Genomic DNA, 22059 nt, shown 5'->3' on the forward strand with positions numbered 1-22059 from the left:
TAAAGAGTGCGAAACAATTCGGGGGACGAATATGAAATTCCGCTTCTTGCTTCTGGCGCTCACGCTCATGCTGGCTGTTCCTCAGGGAGCCGCAGCCGCAAATTCGAAAATCCGCTTCGGAATTCTGCCTGTTCTGGACACGCTGCCGCTTCAGGTGGCCAAGGCTGAAAAGCTTTTTGAAAAGAACGCCATCGAGGTGGAACTGATTCCCTTCTCGTCCGCGCTGGAACGCGACACCGCGCTCAAGGCCGGGCAGCTCGACGGCTTCTTCGGCGACCTGGTGGCAACCTTCATGCTTATCGACAAGGGTGCGCCCATGCTCATCGCCACCACCAGCTACAGTACCACGCCCGGTCAGCCCATGTTCGGCATCGTCTCCTCCCCGGAAGAGAGCGGCAAAGGGTTGAGCAACCTTGAGGGAGCGTCCATCGCCATTTCCCGCTCTACGATTATCGAATTTCTGCTCGACAAGATCATGGAGCGCAACGAGCTTCCCAAGGATTATTTCAACCGGGTTGAGATCAAGAAGATTCCCATTCGTCTCCAGATGCTGCTTTCAGATGAAATCGATCTCGCATTGTTACCGGAGCCGCTCATGTCCCTGACCCGCTTCAAGGGCGGCTGTATCGTGGTCACGGCCGAAAATCTCGGCATTCCTCTGACCGTGCTGAACCTGCATCGCCGCTATTTTGAAGGCAAAGGCAAGGACTACATGCGTTTCATGTCCGCGTATGTCGAGGCCCTTGAGATGCTGAAGAAGAACCCGGAAACGTATCGTGATCTCATGGCGAAGACCTGCCGTATCCCGCCGCCGTTGGCCAAGGATTTCCCCATCTATTCCTTCCCGATGCCGAGCCTGCCGTCTGCCGAGCAGCTCAACGAGGTGCAGGACTGGATGATCGGGCATGAGCTTTTGGAAAAGCGCATTCCGCGCGACTGGGCCGTTTCGCCCATAGCCCCGTAACCATGCTGCGGGCAGAGGCACTGGAAAAACGGTTCGGCGCTGAAGCCGTCCTGAACAACGTCTCCTTTTCCCTTGGGGAAGAGGAGACGATTGCCGTTGTTGGGCCGTCCGGCTGCGGCAAGACAACGCTTCTCTACATGCTGTGCGGCCTCAGTGCACCGTCCGCCGGGCAGGTCCTGCTCGACGGAAAGCCCGTCAACGGCCCGCGTTCGGATATTTCCATTATTCTGCAGGACTATGGCCTGTTGCCGTGGAAGACGGTGCTGGATAACGTGGCGCTCGGTCTCAAGGTGCAGGGCGTTGGAAGGCGGAAACGGCTTCAGCGGGCCGAGGCTGTGCTTGATGAACTGGGCATCGCCGCCAAGGCTGGTGATTATCCCGGCACGCTCTCGGGCGGACAGCAACAGCGGGTGGCCATAGCCAGAGCCTTTGTGACACGGCCGAGGCTGATGCTGCTTGACGAGCCGTTTTCCTCGCTGGACGCCATGACCCGCGAAAAGATGCAGGGCATCATGCTCAACGTCTGGAGCAGGCGGCGCGTGCCCTCGGTGTTGGTGACCCATAGTCTTGAGGAGGCCGTAACCCTCGGGCGCAAGATTCTTGTTCTCGGCGGCAGTCCCGCCACCCCGGTTGCCTGCTTTGACAATCCCGGCTTCGGCGACCCGGACCTCAAGACCACGGATGCAGGCTTCGCCATGCTCCGCGATATCCGCAAAACGCTGGAGGAACGGTGGTAGCGCTCCTTCGATACGCCGCCGTGATCCTCGTCATCGGCGTTCTCTGGAAAATCGCCTCGGTGGCGCTCGGCAACATGATATTGCCGGACCCGCTCGACGCCATGGGTGCGTTTCTCTCTGCCATGGGCACCGCCGGATTCTGGAAGCATTTTGCGGCGAGTGCGTGGCGGGTTGTGGCAGCCATGGCCCTTGCGTGGGGCATCGCGTTTCCGCTCGGACTGCTCATGGGCAGCGTCAGGCGGCTGGACGCCATGCTCGCACCATTTGTTTTTCTGACGTACCCGATTCCCAAGATCGTGCTGCTGCCGGTGTTTCTACTGATTCTCGGTCTCGGCGACTCCTCAAAGATCGCCATGATCTCCCTGATTCTGGGGTACCAGATACTCGTCACCACCCGCGACGGGGTGCGCGCGATACATCCCAAGTATTTCGACTCCGTTCGTTCGCTGGGCGGCAGCCGGTGGAATCTCGTCACCGAAGTACTGGTTCCGGCAGCCCTGCCGCACGGGTTTACGTCGCTTCGGCTCGGCACAGGGGTGGCCGTCGCAGTGCTTTTTTTCGTGGAATCCTTTGCCACCACCAGCGGACTCGGGTACATCATCATGGACGCATGGGGTGCCATGGACTACATTAGAATGTTTACGGGAATCCTTGGTATGAGCCTGCTCGGCGCGGTACTTTACGAAGCCGCGAATCTGCTGGAAAAACGGCTCTGCCGCTGGATGTTCCTGAGAAAGAAAAGTTGATCGGAGAAATTGATTGACGACCAGAAAACTGGAATTTGACGACAGTCGCAGGGCTTCCATCCTGTTCGGCCCCGAGAATACCCATCTCAAACTGGTGGGCGAACGCTTCAACGTGCGCATCGAGACCCGTGGCAGCATGGCTGTCCTGACAGCCGGGGACGACAACGAGACCGAGGTGGACACTGCGGCTCGGGTGCTGACCCAGCTCTATGGAATGCTGCGACATGGGCGAAAACTGGCTCCGCAGGACGTGGACCTTGCCTGCCGTGTCATCGATCGCGACCCGGCGGCCGAGCTGCATCGCGTCTTCCGCAAGGAAGTGGACGCCGGTTCGCCGCGCAAGCCCGTCACGCCCAAGACCATCAACCAGCGGGCTTATCTTGATGCCATACGCAACAATGACCTGACCTTCGGCATCGGCCCCGCCGGGACCGGCAAGACCTATCTGGCCGTTGCCATGGCTGTGGGGGCGCTCTTGCGGCGCGAGGTCAAGCGCATCGTGTTGACCCGCCCTGCGGTGGAGGCCGGAGAGAAACTCGGGTTCCTTCCCGGCGACCTTGCCGAAAAGATCAACCCGTACCTCCGCCCGCTCTACGACGCGCTTCATGACATGCTGGACTTTGAAAAGGTGCAGGACCACATGGAGACCGGCGTGATCGAGGTCGCGCCGCTGGCCTTCATGCGTGGACGTACGCTCAACGACGCCTTCATCATTCTCGACGAAGCCCAGAACACCACGCCGGAGCAGATGAAAATGTTCCTGACCCGGCTCGGGTTCGGCTCCCGCGCAGTGGTGACGGGCGACGTCACCCAGATCGACCTGCCGCGGGAAAGCAGCTCCGGGCTGCTTAACGCCCGCAGGGTGCTTGCCGGGGTGGAGGGCATCGCTTTTACCGAGTTCGACGACCGCGATGTCATCCGCCATCCGTTGGTGGCCCGTATTGTTGGTGCCTATGACCGCACCGGGGAGGGCGACTGATGCCCGCGCATATCGTGCGAAACACCGTAGCCGATCCGGCGTTTCCGCTCGGTAACGGCGAGCTGCACGACATCTGCGACGATATTCTCGACGCGTTGGGCATCGGGGATGCTGAGTTCTCCCTGAAGCTCGTGAATGATAAGGGGATCGCCTTACTCAACGAGGAGTTCCTCGGTTGTAGCGGGCCCACCAATGTCCTGAGCTTTCCCGCCCGCAGTGAGGGCGAAGAGGGGCCTTACATCGGAGAGATCGCGCTGTCCGTGGATACGCTGGCCCGCGAGGTCCGGCTGTACGGTCAGGATGAGCGCGAGCATCTGGTACGGCTGCTGGCCCATGCGGTCCTGCATCTTGCCGGGTACGATCATGGCGAAGAGATGGACGGACTGACTGACCTCGCGGTGGCCGCTGTCGGCCTTTCTTCGGAGGGTGCCTGATGGCGCTTCAGGGGAGGCCGCTCTATAAGGTGCTCGTCGGCGCGGTGGTGCTGACCGCGCTCAGCGTCGGTCTGATCGCCGTGTGGGGTGTGCGTTCGCTTCGCAACGAGGCCGCGTCCATGGCGGTCAAGAACGCGGTTCAGCAGCTTTCCGGCACGGTCAACGTGTTGGTCAACGTCATTTCCGAAGGCGGCGATCAGGGCCAGTTCTCCGGGCTCGACGCCCATGACCTGCAGGAGCGGGTCAAGGCCGTGATGCGCGATCGTCCCATGATCGGCAGCGTGCTCGTTTCCGGTGATGACGGTTTGGAGCTGGCGGTTATCCGAAAGGGCAAGAAGTTTGCGGTGGGTAAGCCGCAGTCAGGCTCTGTAGTCTGGAACTCACCCCCGGAAGTCAAGCAGCCCGATCTGCCCACTATCGATCTGACCACTCTGGAAGGAAAGCTTACCAAGGAGCGCCATTCGCTCAAGCCTGGGGAGTTCAGTTGGACCAGCGCATACCGCTTTCACGGACACGGCGAGTCGTGGATGACCATCTCCTGGCTGGTGGGCGACGGCAGCCGGATGCTGACCTTCGTGCTGCCGGTTTCCGCAGTGGTCAATCAGCTTTCCCATGCTGATCGCGGCGAGATTCAGGAGCTGTTCGTCTTCTGGGACAGCGGCAAGGTTATGGATATCCCGCGCGGTCAGGCTGACGAGGAATACCGTGATGCCGTGCTTCCGTCCGAACTGGACGACCCCGTGGTGGCGCAGGCCACCCGTATGCTCGTGGACGACAAGTCCCTGCGCGGCGAGACGTTCAGTTTTCCGCTTGACGGCGAGGTCTGGTGGGCCGCGTCCCGGCCCCTGTCGGCGTTCGGCGATACCATGTATCTCGGCGCTGCCGTGGCGCAGAGCCGCGTCAGTACCGAGCTGACCAGCGACCGTTTCATCTACGCCTTTGCCGTGTTCATCATAGTTTTCGGTGGCGCGGCGCTGTATTTTCTCCGCCGGTTCAGGAGCCGCATCGAAGGTGCGGGCCTGCGACGGGCTTATGTCTCGGGCAGCGAACTCCGTGAACTCATCGCCGAAGGGGAGAGTGACCGTCTGGAGTTCAAGCAGACGCTCAGATACAACGTGAAGGCCGGGAAAAACGGCCGCGAGATCGAGCTTGCCAGCATCAAGACCGTCACGGCCTTTCTCAACACCAACGGCGGAACGCTGCTCATCGGCGTCAGTGACGAGGGTGAAATCCTCGGTCTCGACGATGACAAGTTCGAGAACGATGACCGCGCGCTCCTGCATTTTACCAACCTGCTCGGTCAGCATGTGGGCGTGAAGTTTCAGCCGTTCGTCAATGCGCGCGCCGTGGTGGTGGACGGAAAGACCGTCATCAGGGTCAACTGCGTTCGCGCGGATCAGCCAGCATTCCTGATCAACGGCCAGAACGAGGAATTCTACGTGCGGTCCGGTCCGGCCAGTCGCAAGCTTACGGTGCGACAGTTCTACGAGTACATACGTTCATCGGGAAAAAGGACCGGCGGCCTGTCCTGATTCCGCTCAGTCGCTGCGTTTTTCGTGTTTTGGGCCAACAGCGAACCTGCTTTTGTCGTACGTCGCTGTTTATTTGGCGAAATCCGTCCACCATTTTGGCCGCAGCGCCGTTTCCGTTTGTTCTGTATGACGCAGGAAACCATGCCCAGCCGGGCAATCCCGTCGCACAATGCTTTACAATCGGCCCCGATTGGGACAAACTCCGTCGTTTCCGCACCAATTAGTAGGTATTGAACCATGGAGAGTGAGCATGCCTAACCACTTTTTGACCATCTTCGACATTCCCAAAGAGGAAGCCCTTGCGGTCGTGAAGCGCGCGCATCAGATGAAGGCCGAAGGTCTGCGTCTTGATACGCTTGCCGGAAAGACCCTTCTTCTCATTTTCGAAAAGGCTTCCACGCGTACCCGCGTTTCTTTTGAAGTGGGCGTCCGCCAGCTGGGCGGCGACGCGGTCTTCATCGCCTCGCGCGACTCCCAGCTGGGCCGCAGCGAACCGCTTGAAGACACCGCGCGGGTGCTTACCCGATATGCCGATGGTCTGGTGGTGCGAACCTTCGGTCAGCACAAGCTCGACGTGCTGGCCAATTATGGCGACATCCCGGTCATCAACGCGTTGACCGACGAATATCACCCCTGTCAGGTCATGAGCGACATGCTGACCATGTACGAACGCACGCCGGAGCTGGACAAGCTCAAGGTGGCGTGGATCGGCGACGGCAATAACATGGCGCATTCCTTCATCAACGCCAGCGCGTGGTTCGGCTTCGAACTGGCAATTGCCTGCCCCGAAGGTACGACCCGGACCAGAAGATTCTGGACAAGGCCGTTGATCTTGGCGCGAAGGTGACCATCACCCGTGATCCGCAGGAAGCTGCGTCCGGCGCTCATTACATCAACACCGATGTCTGGGCCAGCATGGGGCAGGAAGAAGAGCAGCGCATTCGCGCGGAGGCCTTTGCGGGCTTCATCGTGGACGAGGCCATGATGAACAGGGCCGCATCAGACGCCAAGTTCATGCATTGCCTGCCCGCGCACCGGGGCGAGGAAGTATCCGAGGGCGTCTTCGAGTCGCCCGCGTCCATCGTCTTCGATCAGGCTGAGAACCGCCTGCACATGCAGAAGGCGATCATGGAATGGGTCTTTAGTAAATAACGAATTGTTTCGGAGAGATATAATGAACAAGAAAATTGATAAGGTTGTACTGGCATACTCCGGGGGGCTTGATACCTCCATCATCCTCAAGTGGATCAAGAACCAGTACGATTGCGAAGTGATTACCATGACCGCCGACCTCGGTCAGGGCGAAGAGATGGACGGCATCGACGAGAAGGCGCTTTCCACCGGCGCCAGCAAGGCCTACGTGGAAGACCTGCGCGAGGAGTTCGTGCGCGATTACGTGTTCCCGACCTTCCGCGCCGGTGCGCTTTACGAGGGTCGTTACCTGCTGGGCACCGCCATCGCCCGGCCGCTCATCTCCAAGCGCATGGTCGAGATCGCCGAACTGGAAGAGTGTCAGGCCGTGGCCCATGGCGCCACCGGCAAGGGCAACGATCAGGTCCGTTTCGAATTGGCGACCATGGCCCTGAACCCGCGGCTGGTCACCATCGCGCCGTGGCGCGACTGGGAACTCAAGTCCCGCACCGATCTCATCGAGTTCGCCAAGGCCAATGACATTCCCATTCCCGTGAGCCGCAAGAAGCCGTGGTCCATCGACGCCAACCTGCTGCACACGTCCTTTGAAGGCGGTGAGTTGGAAGATCCGTGGAACGCTCCGGGGCCGGACTGCTACCGCAACGTCACGCCCATCGAGAAGTGCCCGGACGAGCCCGAGGAAATCACCATCGATTTCGAATCCGGCGACCCGGTAGCCATCAACAATATCAAGCATTCCCCGGCCTCTCTGCTGGCAAAGCTCAACGAACTGGGCGGCAAGCACGGCGTCGGCACGGTGGATATGGTGGAGAACCGCTTCGTTGGCATGAAGTCCCGCGGCGTCTATGAGACTCCGGGGGGCACCATTTTGCACATCGCCCATCGCGACCTTGAAGGCCTGACCATGGACCGTGAGGTCATGCATCTGCGTGACTCGCTCATTCCCAAATATGCCGAGATGGTTTATTACGGATACTGGTTCAGCCCGGAACGCGAGGCCCTGCAGGCGATGATCGACAAGACGCAGGAAAAGGTGACCGGCACTGTCCGTCTCAAGCTCTACAAGGGTAACTGCATTCCGCTCGGCCGCAAGTCCCCGTACTCGCTCTACAACGCCGACCTCGCCACCTTCGAGGAGGACTACGTGTACGACCAGGCTGACGCCGCCGGGTTCATCAAGCTGGTGGGGCTGCGTCTCAAGGGCCGCATGCAGCAGAGCAAGTGGGGCGGCAGGGAAACAGACGAATCCTGCGAGAACTAGACATGGCAGAAAAGAAAATGTGGGGCGGTCGTTTTGCCGAAGCGACGGCCACCCTCATGGAAGAATACTCCGAGTCCGTCTCTTTCGACTGGCAGCTTTTTGCCGGGGACATCCGCGGTTCGCAGGCTCATGCCCGCGTGCTCGCCAAGCAGGGGTTCCTCACCGAAGACGAAGCGAAGACCATCGTGGACGGGCTTGACGCGGTGAAGGCCGAGATCGTGGCTGGCGACTTCGAATGGAACACGTCCATGGAGGACGTGCACATGAACGTGGAGTCCCGGCTGACCGAGATCATCGGACCGCTGGGCGGCAAGCTGCACACGGCCCGAAGCCGCAACGATCAGGTGGCTCTCGATTTCCGGCTGCATGTCTCAGCAAGGCTGCGCGTCTGGCGCGAGCTGTTGCGCGACGTTGTAGCAGCGTTCGTGGAGCAGGCCGAGGCGCACACCGAAACGATTCTTCCGGGCTGCACCCATTTCCAGCCAGCGCAGCCGGTGCTTCTGGCGCACCATCTTTTGGCCTATTGCCAGATGTTCATGCGCGACGCGGCCCGTATTGAGGACTGCCTGAAACGTACCGAGGTTTCGCCGCTGGGCGCGGCCGCGCTTGCAGGGACCACCCATCCGGTGAACCCGCAGGCCGTGGCCGACGACCTCTGCATGGGCGGCGTGTTCGCTAATAGCATGGACGCGGTTTCCGACCGCGACTTTGTTCTTGAGGCGCTCTTTGCCGGGTCCGTGGTCATGGCGCACCTTTCCCGCTTCTGTGAGGAGATTATCATCTGGGCCAACCCCAATTTCGGGTTCGTCAAGCTGCCGGATGCCTACTCCACCGGCTCGTCCATCATGCCCCAGAAGAAGAACCCGGACGCCTGCGAGATCATGCGCGGCAAGACCGGGCGCGTGTTCGGCTCGCTCATGAGTCTTCTGACCGTGCTCAAGGGCCTGCCCATGACCTATAACCGGGACCTTCAGGAAGACAAGGAGCCGTTCTTCGATACCGACAGGACCGTATCCATGTCGCTTGCAGTCATGGCCGATATGGTTCCCGGTTTTACATTTGTGCCGGAGCGCATGCGGGCCACGGTCCGGAGCGGGTTCCTCAATGCCACCGAACTGGCTGATTACCTTGCGGCAAAGGGTGTTCCTTTCCGCGAGGCGCATCACATCACCGGTGCGGCGGTCGCTTTTGCCGAAGATGCAGGCAAGGGACTTGAAGATCTGACGCTTGACGAGTTCAAGGAATTTTCGGACAGCATTGGAGAGGATGTCTACGAGGTGCTGGACTATGACGCCTGCATCAAGCGTAGGACATCCCCCGGCGGTACGGGGCCTGACTCCGTTGCCGCGCAACTTGCCTTGGTCCGGGAGTGGATCGGGCGGGAGTAGAGGAGCTATGAAGCTAAGCAGCAGGGATCTCGGAGTTCTGAAGGATATCCAGAACTATTCCAGAATCGAGCGCTATCACGGGATGTTGCCCGCCAAGCTCGCCGACGTGTATGACGAGGGCGTGATCGCCCGACTTGTCGACCTTGAGCTTATCGAGGAGGGCGCGATCCTGACCAAGTGTGGTTCTAACCCATCGGGCTACCGGTTGACGGATGATGGCAAGGCCGCACTCAGTGATTCCGGATTCTGTGCACGAGACTCCCGCTGGGCCAAGCTGACCGCGTCCGAGCATCCCGACGTGGACAGCCTCGACGAAGGGACTCTCGATGTGCTCGCGGACCTGTATCACCTGAGTCGCCTCAGGCGTTCAGGTGGTTTGGTACGCAAGGAGTTTCTGGAAGATTATGACAACTCCAGTCTCAGCGCGCTTTACGACCTCGGGCTTGTCTACTGGGTCAAGCTCAAGGGCAAGAAGGTTGAAAGCGGGAAGGGATACATGATTTCGGACAAGGCCATCCGGATGCTTAAACTTGTCGGAGAAATCGATTGACCCGGTTGCCGGGGTGCGTGAATTTCGATAGATTGCATGAGTGGGCGAAAAAACTGCCCCTTTCGCGGTCAAAATGCGCTACGGGACTTGCCTTTTCTCCGGCCCGCATTATTTGTTTTCGACGATACTGTTCATACGGCGGCCCAACTGACGGGCCAGAGCTACACCGGGGTGTCCCGCACCCTGTCTACCGAGGAGTGATCCTTGAATAATTTTACGAAAAATCTTGCCATCTGGCTGATCATCTCCGTGTTGATGGTCGTGCTGTTCAACCTGTTCAGCCAGCAACCCTCTCCCAGCCTGAAAATGGGATACAGCGAATTCCTCACCCGCGTCGAAGCGGGCGAGATCATGTCCGTCAAGATACAGGGACAGTCCATTACCGGCGTTACCGCACAGGACAAGCGTTTCCAGACCTACGCTCCCAATGACCCGAAGCTGGTGGACACCCTCATCAGTCGCGGCGTTCAGGTTGAAGCCGAGCCGCCGGATGACGGACCGTGGTACATGACCCTGCTCGTCTCCTGGTTCCCGATGCTCCTGCTCATTGGTGTCTGGATATTCTTCATGCGCCAGATGCAGGGCGGCGGTGGAGGCGGCCGCGGGGCCATGAGCTTCGGTCGCTCCCGCGCCAAGCTCATCAACGAGGAGAGCGCCCGCGTCACCTTTGAGGACGTTGCGGGTGTTGACGAGGCCAAGGAAGAGCTCTCCGAGGTCGTGGATTTCCTGCGCGAGCCGCGCAAGTTCACCCGTCTCGGCGGTCGCATTCCCAAGGGCGTGCTGCTGGTCGGCTCTCCGGGTACCGGTAAGACCCTCATGGCCCGTGCCGTGGCAGGGGAGGCCGGTGTTCCGTTCTTCTCCATCTCCGGTTCCGACTTCGTCGAGATGTTCGTCGGTGTCGGCGCATCCCGCGTGCGCGACCTTTTCGAGCAGGGCAAGAAGAACGCTCCGTGCCTCATCTTCATCGACGAAATTGATGCCGTGGGCCGTCAGCGCGGCGCCGGACTCGGCGGCGGGCATGACGAGCGCGAGCAGACGCTCAACCAGCTGCTCGTCGAGATGGACGGCTTTGAATCCAACGAAGGCGTCATTCTCGTGGCAGCCACCAACCGTCCCGACGTTCTGGACCCGGCGCTGCTGCGTCCCGGTCGATTTGACCGTCAGGTAGTGGTTCCCACGCCGGACCTTCGTGGTCGCGAGCGCATTCTGAAGGTGCACACGCGCCGCACGCCGCTTGCCCCGACCGTCGATCTGGCCGTCATTGCCCGCGGTACTCCCGGTTTCTCGGGCGCGGACCTTGAAAACCTCGTCAACGAGGCTGCTCTCCATGCCGCCAAGGTTGGCAAGGATCGTGTGGCCATGGACGACTTCGAGGAAGCCAAGGACAAGGTCATGATGGGCAAGGAGCGCAGAAGCGTCATCCTGTCCGACGAGGAAAAGAATATCACTGCGTACCACGAGGGCGGTCACGCGCTCGTGGCCAAGCTTCTGCCCGGGACCGATCCCGTGCACAAGGTCTCCATCATCCCGCGCGGTCAGGCCATGGGCGTGACCATGCAGCTTCCGGTGGATGACCGCCACAGCTATAACCGCGAATATCTTGAGAACCAGATCGCCATGCTCCTCGGCGGCCGTGTGGCCGAAGAGGTTGCCATCGGCAGCATCACCACAGGCGCGAGCAACGACATTGACCGTGCCACCAAGATCGCCCGCAACATGGTCTGCATGTGGGGCATGAGCGAGAAGCTCGGCCCGCTGAGCTTCGGCGACAATCAGGAGCAGGTCTTCCTCGGCAAGGAACTCATCCACGACAAGAACTACGGCGAAGAGACCGCGAAGATCATCGACGCCGAAGTCCGCCGTTTCGTTGAAGAAGGACACGCCAAGGCCCGCAAGCTGCTTGAAGAAAACATGGAAACACTCAAGAAGATTGCGGATGCGCTGCTTGATCGCGAAACCATCACCGGCGCGGATATCGACCTGATCATGGAAGGCAAGGAGTTGCCGCCGGTTCAGGAAAACGGCGCTATTGCCCGTAGCCGTCCCGGAGCTTCAGAGCAGAAAGAGGCGGGATATACGCCGGTTAGCGAAGAGGGCGAAAGCGGAAGCGCGGAAGTCGAAAAGGATGAGTCCGGCGAGGACGAATTCCTCATCGAAGACGCTGACGACGACAAGGACGGCGGTGACGGCGGCCCGAAAGTTCAGTAGCTGGACGGCGACGTGTGACCATGACCGATACCATATGGACCATTCAGGGGGGCAGGGTGCTTGGCCCGGCCCCCTTTTTCATTGCCGGCATCGTGAACGTGACGCCGGATTCGTTTTATGACGGGGGGAGCTATCCCGCTCCGGAGACAGCCGTTGCGCATGCTCGGCAGCTGGTCTGCGATGGCGCGACGATTCTCGACATCGGCGGGGAGAGCACGCGTCCCTATGCTGACCCCGTGGACGCTCCCGAAGAGCTGGACCGGATCATGCCGGTCATTCGGGAGTTGGCAGGAAAGCCCGTGGAGCGACACGACTGCATCGAGGTCGTTCCGGCAATTTCGGTGGACACGTACAAGGCCGGGGTTGCGGCAACCGCACTTGATGCCGGGGCGGACATCATCAATGACGTCTCCGCCTTCGAGTATGATCCTGAATTGCTGGACGTGCTCGGTCAGTACAAGCCGGGTTACGTGCTGATGCACAGTCTCGGCAGGCCGGAAAGCATGCAGGACGCGCCCAGGTATGATGACCCTGTTGAAGACATCTGCCGGTTTTTCGAGCGAAAACTGGAGCAGCTCGACAAGGCCGGGGTTCCTTCGGACAGAATTGTTCTCGATCCGGGCATCGGTTTCGGCAAGCTGCTGGAACACAATCTCGCCATTCTTGCCGGGGTGGAGCGGTTCACCCGGTTCGGACTGCCTGTTTTCATGGGGCTGTCCAACAAATCTTTGTGGCAGGGGCTTCTGGGACTTGACGTTGGGGAGCGCGGCAACGCCACACAGGTGGGCACCGCCGCGACAGCCATGAAGGGTGCCGCCATTCACCGCGTTCATGACGTGCGTTCAGCCATGCAGACATTGACCATTGTGCATGCTCTGGCATAGGTAGTATCAATGTTCGAGATATTCGGGGTCCAATTCGTCTGGCAGGCCATTCTCGATATCGGCCTGGTCGCCATCATTTTCTATAATCTCATTCTGCTGGTGCGCGGCACGCGCGCGGTTGCCGTGGTCTACGGCCTCATGCTCGTGCTGGTGGTCTATTTCGTCTCCAGCAGGCTGAACCTCTTTACGCTGAACACGTTGCTCGGCGAATTTTTGGACGCGATCTTTCTCGTCATCATCATACTTTTTCAGAAAGATATCAGAAAGGGCCTCTCGCAGCTTGGGACCGGCCGTTTCTGGTTCATGAAGTCGCAGCAGATTGAGGATACGATTCTCGACGAGCTTGTTCATGCGGTGACAGCCATGGCCAAAGAGCGCGTCGGGGCCATCATCGTTCTGGAAAAGAACGTGCCGCTCGGCGACATCATAGAGCGGGGCGTGGAGATTGACGCGCGCGTCAAGGACGAACTGCTCCGCACCATTTTCAACCATGAGACCCCGCTGCACGACGGGGCTGTGGTCATCAGTCGCAGCCGCATCTCTGCTGCGTCCTGCATCCTGCCGCTCTCCAGCAAACTGCGCGGCAACAGTATGTTCGGCACCCGTCACCGCGCGGCGCTGGGTATCAGTGAAAGCACGGACGCCATTACCATCGTCGTTTCCGAGGAGCGCGGGGAAATCTCCATCGCCATCGGCGGCAGACTGACAACCAGCCTCGACGAAGTGCGCCTGCGTCGGGTCATCAAGAACGCTTTGGAGCGATAGCCGTGTGGAAGAACTGGAAATACATGCTGCTGGCGCTCGTCATGTCGGTATTCTCATGGTTTCTTGTCAATGGACAGGAGACCGTTGAGACGGTGGTTGACATGTCGGTAATCATGAGCAACCCGCCCAAGGGACTCATGGTCGAGAGCGGGCTTGTGGACACAATCCGCGTTCGCCTGCGCGGTCCAAAGGGGCTTTTGCGGACCCTCAGCGGCAAGCAGCTTGTCTATGATGTGGACGCCCGTGACTTTCATGTGGGCGAAAACGTCGTGGAAGTGGATGTGGACAGAATTCCAGTGCCCTCGGCGTTCACCATCGTGGAGATAATGCCCAACAGGCTCTCCCTTCAGGTGGATCGCATCGCAGTGAAGACGATTCCGGTGGAAGTGGACTGGATCGGTGAGCTGGATAGCTATTATGAATTTGACGGGGTCAGTGTCGAGCCGTCCGAGGTGGAGATTCGCGGCCCTGAAACCCAGCTTCGCAAGATCATCAAGGCTCGCATCACGGTGAGGGAAGACTTCCCGCGCGACGTGCCCAAGGTCTGGATCGAGCATTCTGGCCTGAACCTGCCGGACGAGATCGAGCCTGATCCGGCACAGGTCCGCATTGCCATCAAGTTCAAGCCCAAGACCAAGGAAATATGGGTCAAGATACCGCTGAACGTGGTGGCGCCGAAAACACTTGCCGTGACGCCGCGTCAGGATTACGTACGCCTGCTCATTGACGGGCCGCTTCTGTGGTACCGTGACAACTCGTTTAGAAAGGATATTTCCGCACTCCTCGACGTGCCGAAGGATATCGGCCCCGGAGAGTATGATATGGAATACAAGGTGGTGGTGCCCGACGGAGTGAAGGTTGAGAAGCTCAACCCCGAAACCGTTGGCGTGACCATTGAGAGAAAGTGACCGGAGTAAAACTATGAATCAGAGACTGTTCGGAACCGACGGCCTGCGTGGGCAGGTCAATATATTCCCCATGACACCCGAGGTGGCCCTGCGTCTTGGCCTTGCTGCCGGCCAGTTCTTCCGTAACGGCAAGAAGCGTCACCGCGTGGTCATCGGAAAGGACACCCGCCTTTCCGGCTATGTGTTTGAGACCGCGCTCACGTCCGGTTTCTGCGCCAACGGCATGGATGTCTTTCTGGTGGGCCCCATGCCCACCCCGGCCATTTCCTTCCTGACCCGAAACATGCGCGCCGACCTCGGGGTGGTCATTTCCGCCTCGCATAACCCGTTCATGGACAACGGTATCAAGTTTTTCGATCATGAAGGGTTCAAGCTGGCAGACTCGGTTGAGGATGAGATCACCTCGCTGGTGATGAACACCGATACCCAGTGGGATTATCCGCCATCCGAGCGGGTGGGGCGCGCCCATCGCATTCAGGATGCTGGTGGTCGCTACATCGTGTACCTGAAGCACAGTTTTTCCAACACGCTGACCCTCGACGGTATGAAGATCGTGCTGGACTGCGCCAACGGCGCGGCATACGGCGTTGCCCCTTCGGTGTTGGAGGAGTTGGGTGCCAAGGTCATCCGCGTGGGCGACAAGCCCGACGGCATCAACATCAACAGCAAATGCGGTTCCCTGTACCCCGAGGTCATTTCGCACGCGGTGCGCGAGCACGGCGCCGACATCGGGCTTGCGCTGGATGGTGACGCAGACAGACTCATCGTCTGCGACGAGAACGGCCGAATCCTCGATGGCGATCAGATCATGGCCCTTTGTGCCGACGAGCTGCTCAAGAAGGAGATGCTCCCCGGCGGTATGCTCGTGGCCACGGTCATGAGCAACATGGCGCTGGAATTGTTCATGAAAGAGCGTGGCGGCAAGCTGCTTCGCACCCCGGTGGGCGACCGCTACGTGGTTGAGGTCATGCGCCGCGAAGGTGCGGTCCTTGGCGGCGAGCAGTCAGGGCACCTGATTTTCCGCGAGCATAGCACCACGGGTGACGGACTTCTTGCAGCACTGCAATTGTTGCGTATAATGCAGGAGATGGAAAAGCCGCTGTCCGAGCTTTCGAACTGGCTGGAACCGTTCCCGCAGGTGCTCAAAAACGTTCATGTCGAACGCAAGATTCCCTTTGAGGAAGTGGAGCAGGTGCAGGATGCGGTCCGCAAGGTCGAGGACGCGATGGCCGGCAAGGGCAGGGTTTTGCTTCGGTATTCCGGCACTGAAGCGGTGGCCCGCGTGATGGTCGAAGGCGAGAATCCCGACAAGGTCGAGGAATACGCCGACGACATCGTTGAAGCACTCAAGAAGCATTTGCGCTAGGAGGTCATATGCAAGTCAGGAAAGCTGTCATTCCCGTGGCTGGCTGGGGAACTCGCTCCCTGCCCGCAACCAAGAACATCCCCAAGGAAATGCTTCCCATCTTCCGCAAGCCGATCGTTCAGTACATCGTTGAGGAAGCCATCGGGGCCGGTCTTTCCGACGTCGTGTTCGTGACCAACCAGAACAAGAAGATCATCGAAGACCACTTTGACCGCAACTTCCTGCTGGAGCAGGTGCTTGAGCGTGGCAGCAAGACTGAACTGCTCAAGGAGGTGCGCGAGGTCGCAGAGATGGTCGATATCATTTCCGTCCGTCAAAAGCGCCAGCTCGGCCTTGGTCACGCTGTTTTGTGCGCCAAGGAAGTCTGCAAGAACGAACCGTTCGCCGTCATGCTCGGTGACGACCTCATGTTCGGCAAGAATTCCGGAATTTCGGAACTGCTGGAGGCCGCAGAGACCGAAGGCAAGGCTGCTGTCGGCGTCATCGAGGTACCGGAGGACCGGGTTCACCGCTACGGCATCATCTCCGGCGAGGAGTTCGCACCGGGCGTCTACCACGTTGACAAGTTGGTGGAGAAGCCCAAGAAGGAAGATGCTCCGTCCAACCTCGCCATTACCGGGCGTTATGTGCTGCTGCCGCAGATTTTCGACATTCTTGAAACTCAGGAAGCCGGTGTGGGCGGTGAAATCCAGCTTACCGACGCGCTTCAGGGGTTGGCCGATCAGGGCAAGCTCATCGCCGTCAAGATGCAGGGTCAGCGCTTTGATGCGGGCGACTGGGTGGAGTACCTGACCGCGAATATCTACTTCGCGCTGCATGACGAGGAGCTCCATGACGACCTTGTCAAACGCATTCAGGAGATCCTGCCTTGCAAAGACTAGTCTTTCTGCTGTCTGCGACCCTTCTGCTGCTCGCGGCGACAGCCGCGTGGGGGTTCACTCCCGATGAGGATGAACTTTCAGGGCGCATGGCCAAGGAATACGGCACGCTGTCATCCTGGAGCGTGGATGTGTCCTTTCCCGGTCATCCGGGAGTTATGGCTACGATATGGCAGAACGGGTCGCAGTGGCGGCAGGAGTGGACTGTCCCGGGACAAAAGGGCAAGGCGGTTTCGGTGGGCTATGCTGGACAAGCCGTGGCTTCCTGTCCGGAGTCCTTTCCGCTCCCTTTGACGCTCCTTTGGAACATGCCGTCGCCGTTGAAAGCGTGGAAGCAGCTCGGCATAGACAGCTCCATGAGCGGCTTCGGGTTTCATGGGGATTCCCCGAGCTTCATCCTTGGCTCGGAGACGGGTGACGATGACAGGCCCCAAGTCTGGCTCAATAATGAAGACATGTCCCTGCTGCGCATCCGCGTGGCTGTCCCTGCAGGGAACATCGAATTTCTCTATTCAGAATACACCATGCTCGGCGGATTCATGGTCCCTGAGGCTGGTACAGTCCTTCTGCCGGACGGCAATGCTCTTGATTACTCCATGAAATGGAGTCGTCTCAACAAGGCGGCTGATCCCGCGTTGTACGACGCGCAGACGGTGCGGCAGAACGCGGCTCCGGAAGGGTGTCTCCAGCCTCCCGACCCGTTCGGAACCCTTGCCAGACAGTTCTCAACGCTGCCGTCCCTGAGGGATTAGCCATGGACCGGCTGTGGCGGGTCGCTGTTGTTTCGCCCCCATATCAAACGCTGACGTACAAGGAACCCAAGTGGTTCGGTGACGTCTGTGCCGGAATGCGGGTGATCGTGCCGCTCGGCCGGATGCGTCGCGTTGGTGTGGTCGTTGGCGAGGCCGATGGTGCGCCGGAGGGCGTGACACTCAAGCGCATCGGCTTGCCGTTGGAGACTGGCCCCATGTTCACGCCCGAGCATCTCGAAATGTGCGAGCAGCTCGGCTATCGACAGATGGAACCGCTGGGCCGCATTCTTGAAGCTTCACTTCCGCGTGGCCTGCGAACCGCAGACGTTGTGTTCTCTCTGGATTGCGGTCCGGGCGAGGATTTTTCCGCCACGCTCAAGCCGCGTGATTTTTCCGGATTGACTGATTCCCAGCGCAAAAAACTCGCTCGGATGTGGCGGGAAGGGCGGATGCGAGTCCGGCTGGACCCGAAACGTGAAGCCGAGGAACGGCACGTCTCGCTCAAGAAAGATCCGCCGTGGCCGGTGCGCCCAAACGCCCGCAGGCAGCTGTCCATTCTCGAATTCATCCATGACAACGGGGCCACCAGCCTTTCATGGCTTCGGCAATCCCTCGGCGACTGGGTGCCGACGACGGTTCGCGCGCTCGTCAAGTCCGGCCTGCTCGCCATTGGCGAAGGGGAGAGCGCCACGCTCCCGGAATGTGCTCCGGCAGTTCCGCTGCATGAACCGAACGAAGAGCAGTCCGCAGTGCTTGAAACACTGCTGCCCGCGCTGGAAAACGGCGGCGGGAGTCACCTGCTGCATGGCGTGACCGGCAGCGGCAAGACACTGGTGTATTTGCATCTTGTGCGGCGGGCGCTGGAACTCGGTCGTTCGGCGGTTGTGCTCGCCCCGGAGGTCGCCATCGCCTGTCAGCTTCACAAGGCCATTGCCGACGCGCTGCCCGGGGCAACCATTCTTTTTCATCACGGCTACCTGAGCCCCTCGGTGCGGGAGGAGGTCTTCCGGGTCGCGGCCAATGCCCCCGGCCCTGTATGCGTTGTGGGCACACGGTCCTCGCTGTTCGTGCCGGTTCGCAATCCGGGCCTTGTGGTCGTGGATGAGGAGCACGACGAGTCCTACAAGCAGGAAGAACGTCTGGCCTATCACGCCAAGGAAGTTGCCCACTTTCTAACCTCCAAGTTCAAGGCTCTTCTACTGTTGGGATCGGCAACGCCCGACGTCAAAACATTCCATGCAGCCGGGGAAGGGCGGATTCCGGTCCATTCCATTGTCAGCAGAGCTGGTGCAGGGATGCTGCCCAGCGTGGAGCTGGTGGACATCTCCGGCCTGAGTGACCCGTCCGATCATTTTTCCGAGCGCGTGACCGAGGCGCTGCGTGAGACCGTGAAGAACGGCGAGCAGGCCATCGTCATGCTCAACAGGCGCGGGTATGCGCCGGTCATGTACTGCACGGACTGCGCCGAGGCCGTGAAATGCCCGGAGTGCGAGGTGGGACTGACCTACCATAAGGGCCGTGAGCGGCTTTTGTGCCACTACTGCGGGTTGTCGCTGGATTATCCGCTGCTGTGCAGAAACTGTGGTGGAGCAAATTTCATCCCCATGGGCGAAGGCACGGAACGGCTGGAAGAGGCCCTTCGTGACGCGCTGCCGGAAGATACGGCCATCCTGCGTATGGACCGCGACACGGTTCGGCGGCAGCAGAGCATGGAGGAGATTCTGGACGCGTTCAGAAAGGGTGAGGCGCAGGTGCTCGTCGGGACGCAGATGCTTTCCAAGGGCCATGATTTTCCGCGCGTCACACTGGTCGTGGTAGTGGACGGCGATCTCGGGCTGAACCTGCCCGACTATCGTTCCACCGAGCGCACGTTTCAACTGCTGGTTCAGGTTTCGGGCCGCGCCGGACGCGGTGAGATGCCCGGTCGGGTGCTCATCCAGACGCGCAACCCGGACCATCCGGTCTGGAAGGAAGTCGTCAAGGCGGACTACAATTCATTCTTTGAGCGTGAGGTCAAGCGGCGCAAGATGTTCTCCTATCCGCCGTTCTCGCGGCTCGGCCTGCTGCGCATCAGCTATCCGGACGGCTGGGCTGACGGACCGCAGGTACTGACCATGCTGACCAACACGGTGCGCGAACGGTCCAAGGCGCTGGGTGTCACCGCGCTCGGTCCCGCCCCGGCACCAATGGGCAAGCTGCGCGGGCGGTTTCGCTTCAACTGCCTGCTCAAGGGTGAGTCGTGGCTGGCCATGCGCGAGCTGTACTCCTCTGTGCGGGCCTATGCCAAACCCGGCGGAGAGCTGCGCGTCTCGCTGGATCTTGATCCGGTCAACATGCTCTGATCGCTTTCCGTCTCGACAGGCAAACGACGAAGCGGTACAACCTGTCCTCATGAAAACAGTACACAACAGGAGCACCATGCTCAGATACTCCGTCATATTTCTTGCGGTCCTGTGCCTCTTCGGCACGGTCGAGGCCGCCTCGGCAAAGGTCGGGTTCATCAACCCGCAGGTGATTGTCAGCGAATCCAAGGTGGGTAAACTGGCGCAGGAAGACCTCGCCCGGCTTGGTCGCATCAAGGACCAGCAGATTCAGGAGAGTGCGGAAAAACTCAAGGCCATCAAGGCCGAGATGGAGTCCGGCCTGCTTTCCGAAGCCGAGCGCGACATCAAGGAAGACCAGTTCAAGCGGGAGCTTCGCAAGCACGAAAAGCTTGTGACCGACAGCAATATTCAGATTCGCGAGGAAGAGCGCAGGCTCATTCAGTTCGTGATGAAGCGTGCGGACAAGATTCTGCGGCGGCTGGCAAAGTCCATGGGTTTCACCATGATCCTGACCGATCCCGAGGCAATCGGCTACATTGACCTTTCCGTGGACCTGACAGAGCGGGTTCTCAAGGAACTGGACGCAGGTATATAGGGGGATGACGATGAGACGACTGCTGACGCTTTTCATTGCCGTTATGTGCCTCTTCGTGGCCTCGCAGGCCATGGCTTTCAGCGAGGTCCGGTATCCGGACCGTCCGCTCAACCTGCGCAAGGCGCGCTCTCCCAAAGCATCGTGGGTCGGTGTGCTGCAACCGGGCCAGCAGGTCAGGATCGCATGGATTCAGGATGGCTGGGCTGCCGTGTTCGAGCCGTGGATGACGGACGCGAACAACGTGCGAGTGGCGGGTTTCGCCAACGTGAAATATCTCAAGAAGCGCCGGGGAGAGGTGGAGAAGGAGCCGTGGGGTGAGTGGATGCGCTCCGCCACGACGCTGAACGTCCGTTCCGGTCCAGATCGGGCCGATAAGAAAGTCGGGCAGCTTTCGCCCGGCACCGTGGTCCGTGCCGATTTCCCCGAAGACGGCTGGTTTGCGGTTTTCGAGGCCCGCTCCACCATCCGCAGCAAAATGAACGCCATGGGCTGGGTCAAGGCCGACTATCTGGAACCGACCAGCAAACCGGCTGCCGCTGCGCCAAAGCCTGCACCAAAATCCATGCCTGCGCCGAAACCCGAGGCCAAGCCCGAATCAAAACCGGCCCCGCAAAAGGTCAGCGAACCGAAGAAAGCACCAGTTGCTCTTAAACGTGAGGCCTCCTCGGGATGGGGCAAGCTGCTTGTGGCACCCATGGAACTGCATCTGCGCTCTGAACGTCGCAGCGGGTCCAATTACGCCACGACCGTACCCAAGGGCGAGACAATCAAGGTCGATTTTCTGGACAAGCTGGTACGCGGTCTTTGCGCCAAGTGCACCGGTTCGCAATGAATCGCGGGCGCTCGGTTATGTGCTTCAGCGTCTGGTGGAGCCGGACGGAGTAAAGACCAAGCCAGTCATCAGCAAGAGTGAAAGCGGCAAGAAGACCATCGTCATCCCGCGCAATCCCTCGGCCCCGGTGCATCGCTCCGAGCCCAAGGTGAACAGGCGCGCACACGGCTTCCAGTACGGAATCATGGAGCGCGCCGAATCAACGCTTTTAGGTACGCCGGTTGAGATCGTGAAGGTGTACGTGAAGGTGGACCGCCTGCCCAAGGCGACGGTCATGCAGGACTTCGCCAGCACGCTCTGGAAGGAATTCCGCAAGAGCGGCAGGGAGTTGCATCTGGAAATCTACGTGCCTGATATGGATCTGGACGATCTTGCATTCATCTCTGCCAAGTACACCTACGAGGAAGAGATCGAGTTCTGGGCCCGAAAGGCCGTTCTGTACGGGACCAAGTACCTTCGTTGATCCCGTACGGTTAGGCGTACTCTCGGTCCATGAACAGCGGAAGCTGCTTTTCGGCGTGCGCGTTCTGGCGTGCGCTTGGCTGCTCGGGCACCGTCTCAAGGAAGATGCTCTTGCAGTGGCTGCACTCCCATTGCGGTCCGCGCGCTTGCAGGTGGATGAGCAGTCCGTCGCGGTCGTAGCAAACCTGGCAGAAAGGCCGGTGATCTCGCCGTCCTCGTCGAGCCAGTACTTGCGCCCATCGAATCGGATTCTTTCGGAAAGATCCAGAATCTCCGCCACTTCGCCGAGCTGTTTCTTCAGGACGTCGTTTTCTTCGCACAGAGCCAGAAATTCGTCCTGCA

Annotated in this window: 20 protein-coding genes and 1 pseudogene; all 21 read left to right on the forward strand. The window is 59.9% G+C overall.

Going from position 1 to position 22059, the window contains the following annotated elements; translation table 11 throughout:
* The first annotated feature begins 31 nt into the window (after nt 1-31).
* The gene (locus JCM12178_RS03535) at nt 32-964 is read left to right on the forward strand and encodes an ABC transporter substrate-binding protein (protein ID WP_054648818.1); all 933 of its coding nucleotides are present in this window, start codon (nt 32-34) and stop codon (nt 962-964) included.
* A gap of 2 nt (nt 965-966) precedes the next feature.
* Nucleotides 967-1701 (forward strand): ABC transporter ATP-binding protein, encoded by a 735-nt coding sequence (locus JCM12178_RS03540; RefSeq protein ID WP_054648820.1) that lies wholly within the window; start codon nt 967-969, stop codon nt 1699-1701.
* Nucleotides 1695-2447: an ABC transporter permease gene (locus tag JCM12178_RS03545; RefSeq protein WP_054648822.1), complete on the forward strand. Its 753-nt coding sequence runs from the start codon at nt 1695-1697 to the stop codon at nt 2445-2447. Before JCM12178_RS03540 ends, JCM12178_RS03545 begins: the two co-directional genes overlap by 7 nt.
* A 13-nt stretch (nt 2448-2460) precedes the next feature.
* A complete protein-coding gene (locus tag JCM12178_RS03550) occupies nt 2461-3426 on the forward strand; it encodes a PhoH family protein (RefSeq protein ID WP_054648824.1) in 966 nt (321 codons plus the stop codon).
* Nucleotides 3426-3860 (forward strand): rRNA maturation RNase YbeY, encoded by a 435-nt coding sequence (gene ybeY, locus JCM12178_RS03555; protein WP_054648826.1) that lies wholly within the window; start codon nt 3426-3428, stop codon nt 3858-3860. Before JCM12178_RS03550 ends, ybeY begins: the two co-directional genes overlap by 1 nt.
* Nucleotides 3860-5392 carry an AlbA family DNA-binding domain-containing protein gene (locus JCM12178_RS03560; protein WP_054648827.1) on the forward strand — a complete coding sequence of 511 codons (1533 nt, stop codon included), beginning with the start codon at nt 3860-3862 and terminating at the stop codon, nt 5390-5392. The genes ybeY and JCM12178_RS03560 overlap by 1 nt, the downstream gene beginning before the upstream one ends.
* 250 nt (nt 5393-5642) lie before the next feature.
* A pseudogene (gene argF, locus JCM12178_RS03565) lies at nt 5643-6544 on the forward strand (ornithine carbamoyltransferase).
* A 22-nt stretch (nt 6545-6566) separates the two neighbouring features.
* The gene (locus JCM12178_RS03570; RefSeq protein WP_054648829.1) at nt 6567-7805 is read left to right on the forward strand and encodes an argininosuccinate synthase; all 1239 of its coding nucleotides are present in this window, start codon (nt 6567-6569) and stop codon (nt 7803-7805) included.
* Between the two features lie 2 nt (nt 7806-7807).
* Nucleotides 7808-9193, forward strand: coding sequence for an argininosuccinate lyase (gene argH, locus JCM12178_RS03575; protein WP_054648831.1), 1386 nt, complete (start codon nt 7808-7810; stop codon nt 9191-9193).
* Between the two features lie 7 nt (nt 9194-9200).
* Nucleotides 9201-9743 (forward strand): hypothetical protein, encoded by a 543-nt coding sequence (locus JCM12178_RS03580; protein ID WP_054648834.1) that lies wholly within the window; start codon nt 9201-9203, stop codon nt 9741-9743.
* A 204-nt stretch (nt 9744-9947) separates the two neighbouring features.
* Complete coding sequence (ftsH, locus tag JCM12178_RS03585; RefSeq protein WP_054648836.1) at nt 9948-11951, forward strand: ATP-dependent zinc metalloprotease FtsH; 2004 nt, start codon at nt 9948-9950, stop codon at nt 11949-11951.
* A gap of 20 nt (nt 11952-11971) precedes the next feature.
* A complete protein-coding gene (folP, locus tag JCM12178_RS03590; RefSeq protein WP_054648930.1) occupies nt 11972-12835 on the forward strand; it encodes a dihydropteroate synthase in 864 nt (287 codons plus the stop codon).
* A 9-nt stretch (nt 12836-12844) separates the two neighbouring features.
* A complete protein-coding gene (gene cdaA / locus JCM12178_RS03595; RefSeq protein ID WP_054648840.1) occupies nt 12845-13600 on the forward strand; it encodes a diadenylate cyclase CdaA in 756 nt (251 codons plus the stop codon).
* Between the two features lie 2 nt (nt 13601-13602).
* Nucleotides 13603-14508 (forward strand): CdaR family protein, encoded by a 906-nt coding sequence (locus JCM12178_RS03600; protein ID WP_054648844.1) that lies wholly within the window; start codon nt 13603-13605, stop codon nt 14506-14508.
* 13 nt (nt 14509-14521) lie between these two features.
* Nucleotides 14522-15874 (forward strand): phosphoglucosamine mutase, encoded by a 1353-nt coding sequence (gene glmM, locus JCM12178_RS03605; RefSeq protein ID WP_054648847.1) that lies wholly within the window; start codon nt 14522-14524, stop codon nt 15872-15874.
* 8 nt (nt 15875-15882) lie between these two features.
* Nucleotides 15883-16755: a UTP--glucose-1-phosphate uridylyltransferase GalU gene (gene galU, locus JCM12178_RS03610; RefSeq protein ID WP_054648851.1), complete on the forward strand. Its 873-nt coding sequence runs from the start codon at nt 15883-15885 to the stop codon at nt 16753-16755.
* Nucleotides 16743-17504 carry a hypothetical protein gene (locus JCM12178_RS03615; RefSeq protein ID WP_054648853.1) on the forward strand — a complete coding sequence of 254 codons (762 nt, stop codon included), beginning with the start codon at nt 16743-16745 and terminating at the stop codon, nt 17502-17504. The genes galU and JCM12178_RS03615 overlap by 13 nt, the downstream gene beginning before the upstream one ends.
* A gap of 2 nt (nt 17505-17506) precedes the next feature.
* A complete protein-coding gene (priA, locus tag JCM12178_RS03620; protein ID WP_054648855.1) occupies nt 17507-19846 on the forward strand; it encodes a replication restart helicase PriA in 2340 nt (779 codons plus the stop codon).
* Between the two features lie 76 nt (nt 19847-19922).
* Nucleotides 19923-20423, forward strand: a complete 501-nt coding sequence (locus JCM12178_RS03625) for an OmpH/Skp family outer membrane protein (protein ID WP_245628593.1) — start codon at nt 19923-19925, stop codon at nt 20421-20423.
* Nucleotides 20424-20433: 10 nt separating this feature from the next.
* Nucleotides 20434-21255: an SH3 domain-containing protein gene (locus tag JCM12178_RS03630; protein WP_157054719.1), complete on the forward strand. Its 822-nt coding sequence runs from the start codon at nt 20434-20436 to the stop codon at nt 21253-21255.
* A 19-nt stretch (nt 21256-21274) separates the two neighbouring features.
* On the forward strand, nt 21275-21718 hold the full coding sequence (locus JCM12178_RS03635; RefSeq protein WP_054648860.1) for a hypothetical protein: 444 nt from the start codon (nt 21275-21277) through the stop codon (nt 21716-21718).
* Nucleotides 21719-22059 lie beyond the last annotated feature (341 nt).

It is taken from the genome of Salidesulfovibrio brasiliensis JCM 12178 (genome assembly GCF_001311825.1).
GTDB lineage: Bacteria > Desulfobacterota > Desulfovibrionia > Desulfovibrionales > Desulfovibrionaceae > Pseudodesulfovibrio > Pseudodesulfovibrio brasiliensis.

Excerpts from the sequence above, each read along its gene's own strand:
- JCM12178_RS03630 (WP_157054719.1), top strand. The coding sequence starts at position 20,434 with ATGAGACGACTGCTGACGCTTTTCATTGCCGTTATGTGCCTCTTCGTG.
- JCM12178_RS03570 (WP_054648829.1), top strand. The coding sequence starts at position 6,567 with ATGAACAAGAAAATTGATAAGGTTGTACTGGCATACTCCGGGGGGCTT.
- argH (WP_054648831.1), top strand. The coding sequence starts at position 7,808 with ATGGCAGAAAAGAAAATGTGGGGCGGTCGTTTTGCCGAAGCGACGGCC.
- JCM12178_RS03540 (WP_054648820.1), top strand. The coding sequence starts at position 967 with ATGCTGCGGGCAGAGGCACTGGAAAAACGGTTCGGCGCTGAAGCCGTC.
- cdaA (WP_054648840.1), top strand. The coding sequence starts at position 12,845 with ATGTTCGAGATATTCGGGGTCCAATTCGTCTGGCAGGCCATTCTCGAT.
- galU (WP_054648851.1), top strand. The coding sequence starts at position 15,883 with ATGCAAGTCAGGAAAGCTGTCATTCCCGTGGCTGGCTGGGGAACTCGC.
- glmM (WP_054648847.1), top strand. The coding sequence starts at position 14,522 with ATGAATCAGAGACTGTTCGGAACCGACGGCCTGCGTGGGCAGGTCAAT.
- JCM12178_RS03560 (WP_054648827.1), top strand. The coding sequence starts at position 3,860 with ATGGCGCTTCAGGGGAGGCCGCTCTATAAGGTGCTCGTCGGCGCGGTG.
- ybeY (WP_054648826.1), top strand. The coding sequence starts at position 3,426 with ATGCCCGCGCATATCGTGCGAAACACCGTAGCCGATCCGGCGTTTCCG.
- JCM12178_RS03535 (WP_054648818.1), top strand. The coding sequence starts at position 32 with ATGAAATTCCGCTTCTTGCTTCTGGCGCTCACGCTCATGCTGGCTGTT.
- JCM12178_RS03580 (WP_054648834.1), top strand. The coding sequence starts at position 9,201 with ATGAAGCTAAGCAGCAGGGATCTCGGAGTTCTGAAGGATATCCAGAAC.
- JCM12178_RS03625 (WP_245628593.1), top strand. The coding sequence starts at position 19,923 with ATGCTCAGATACTCCGTCATATTTCTTGCGGTCCTGTGCCTCTTCGGC.
- priA (WP_054648855.1), top strand. The coding sequence starts at position 17,507 with ATGGACCGGCTGTGGCGGGTCGCTGTTGTTTCGCCCCCATATCAAACG.
- folP (WP_054648930.1), top strand. The coding sequence starts at position 11,972 with ATGACCGATACCATATGGACCATTCAGGGGGGCAGGGTGCTTGGCCCG.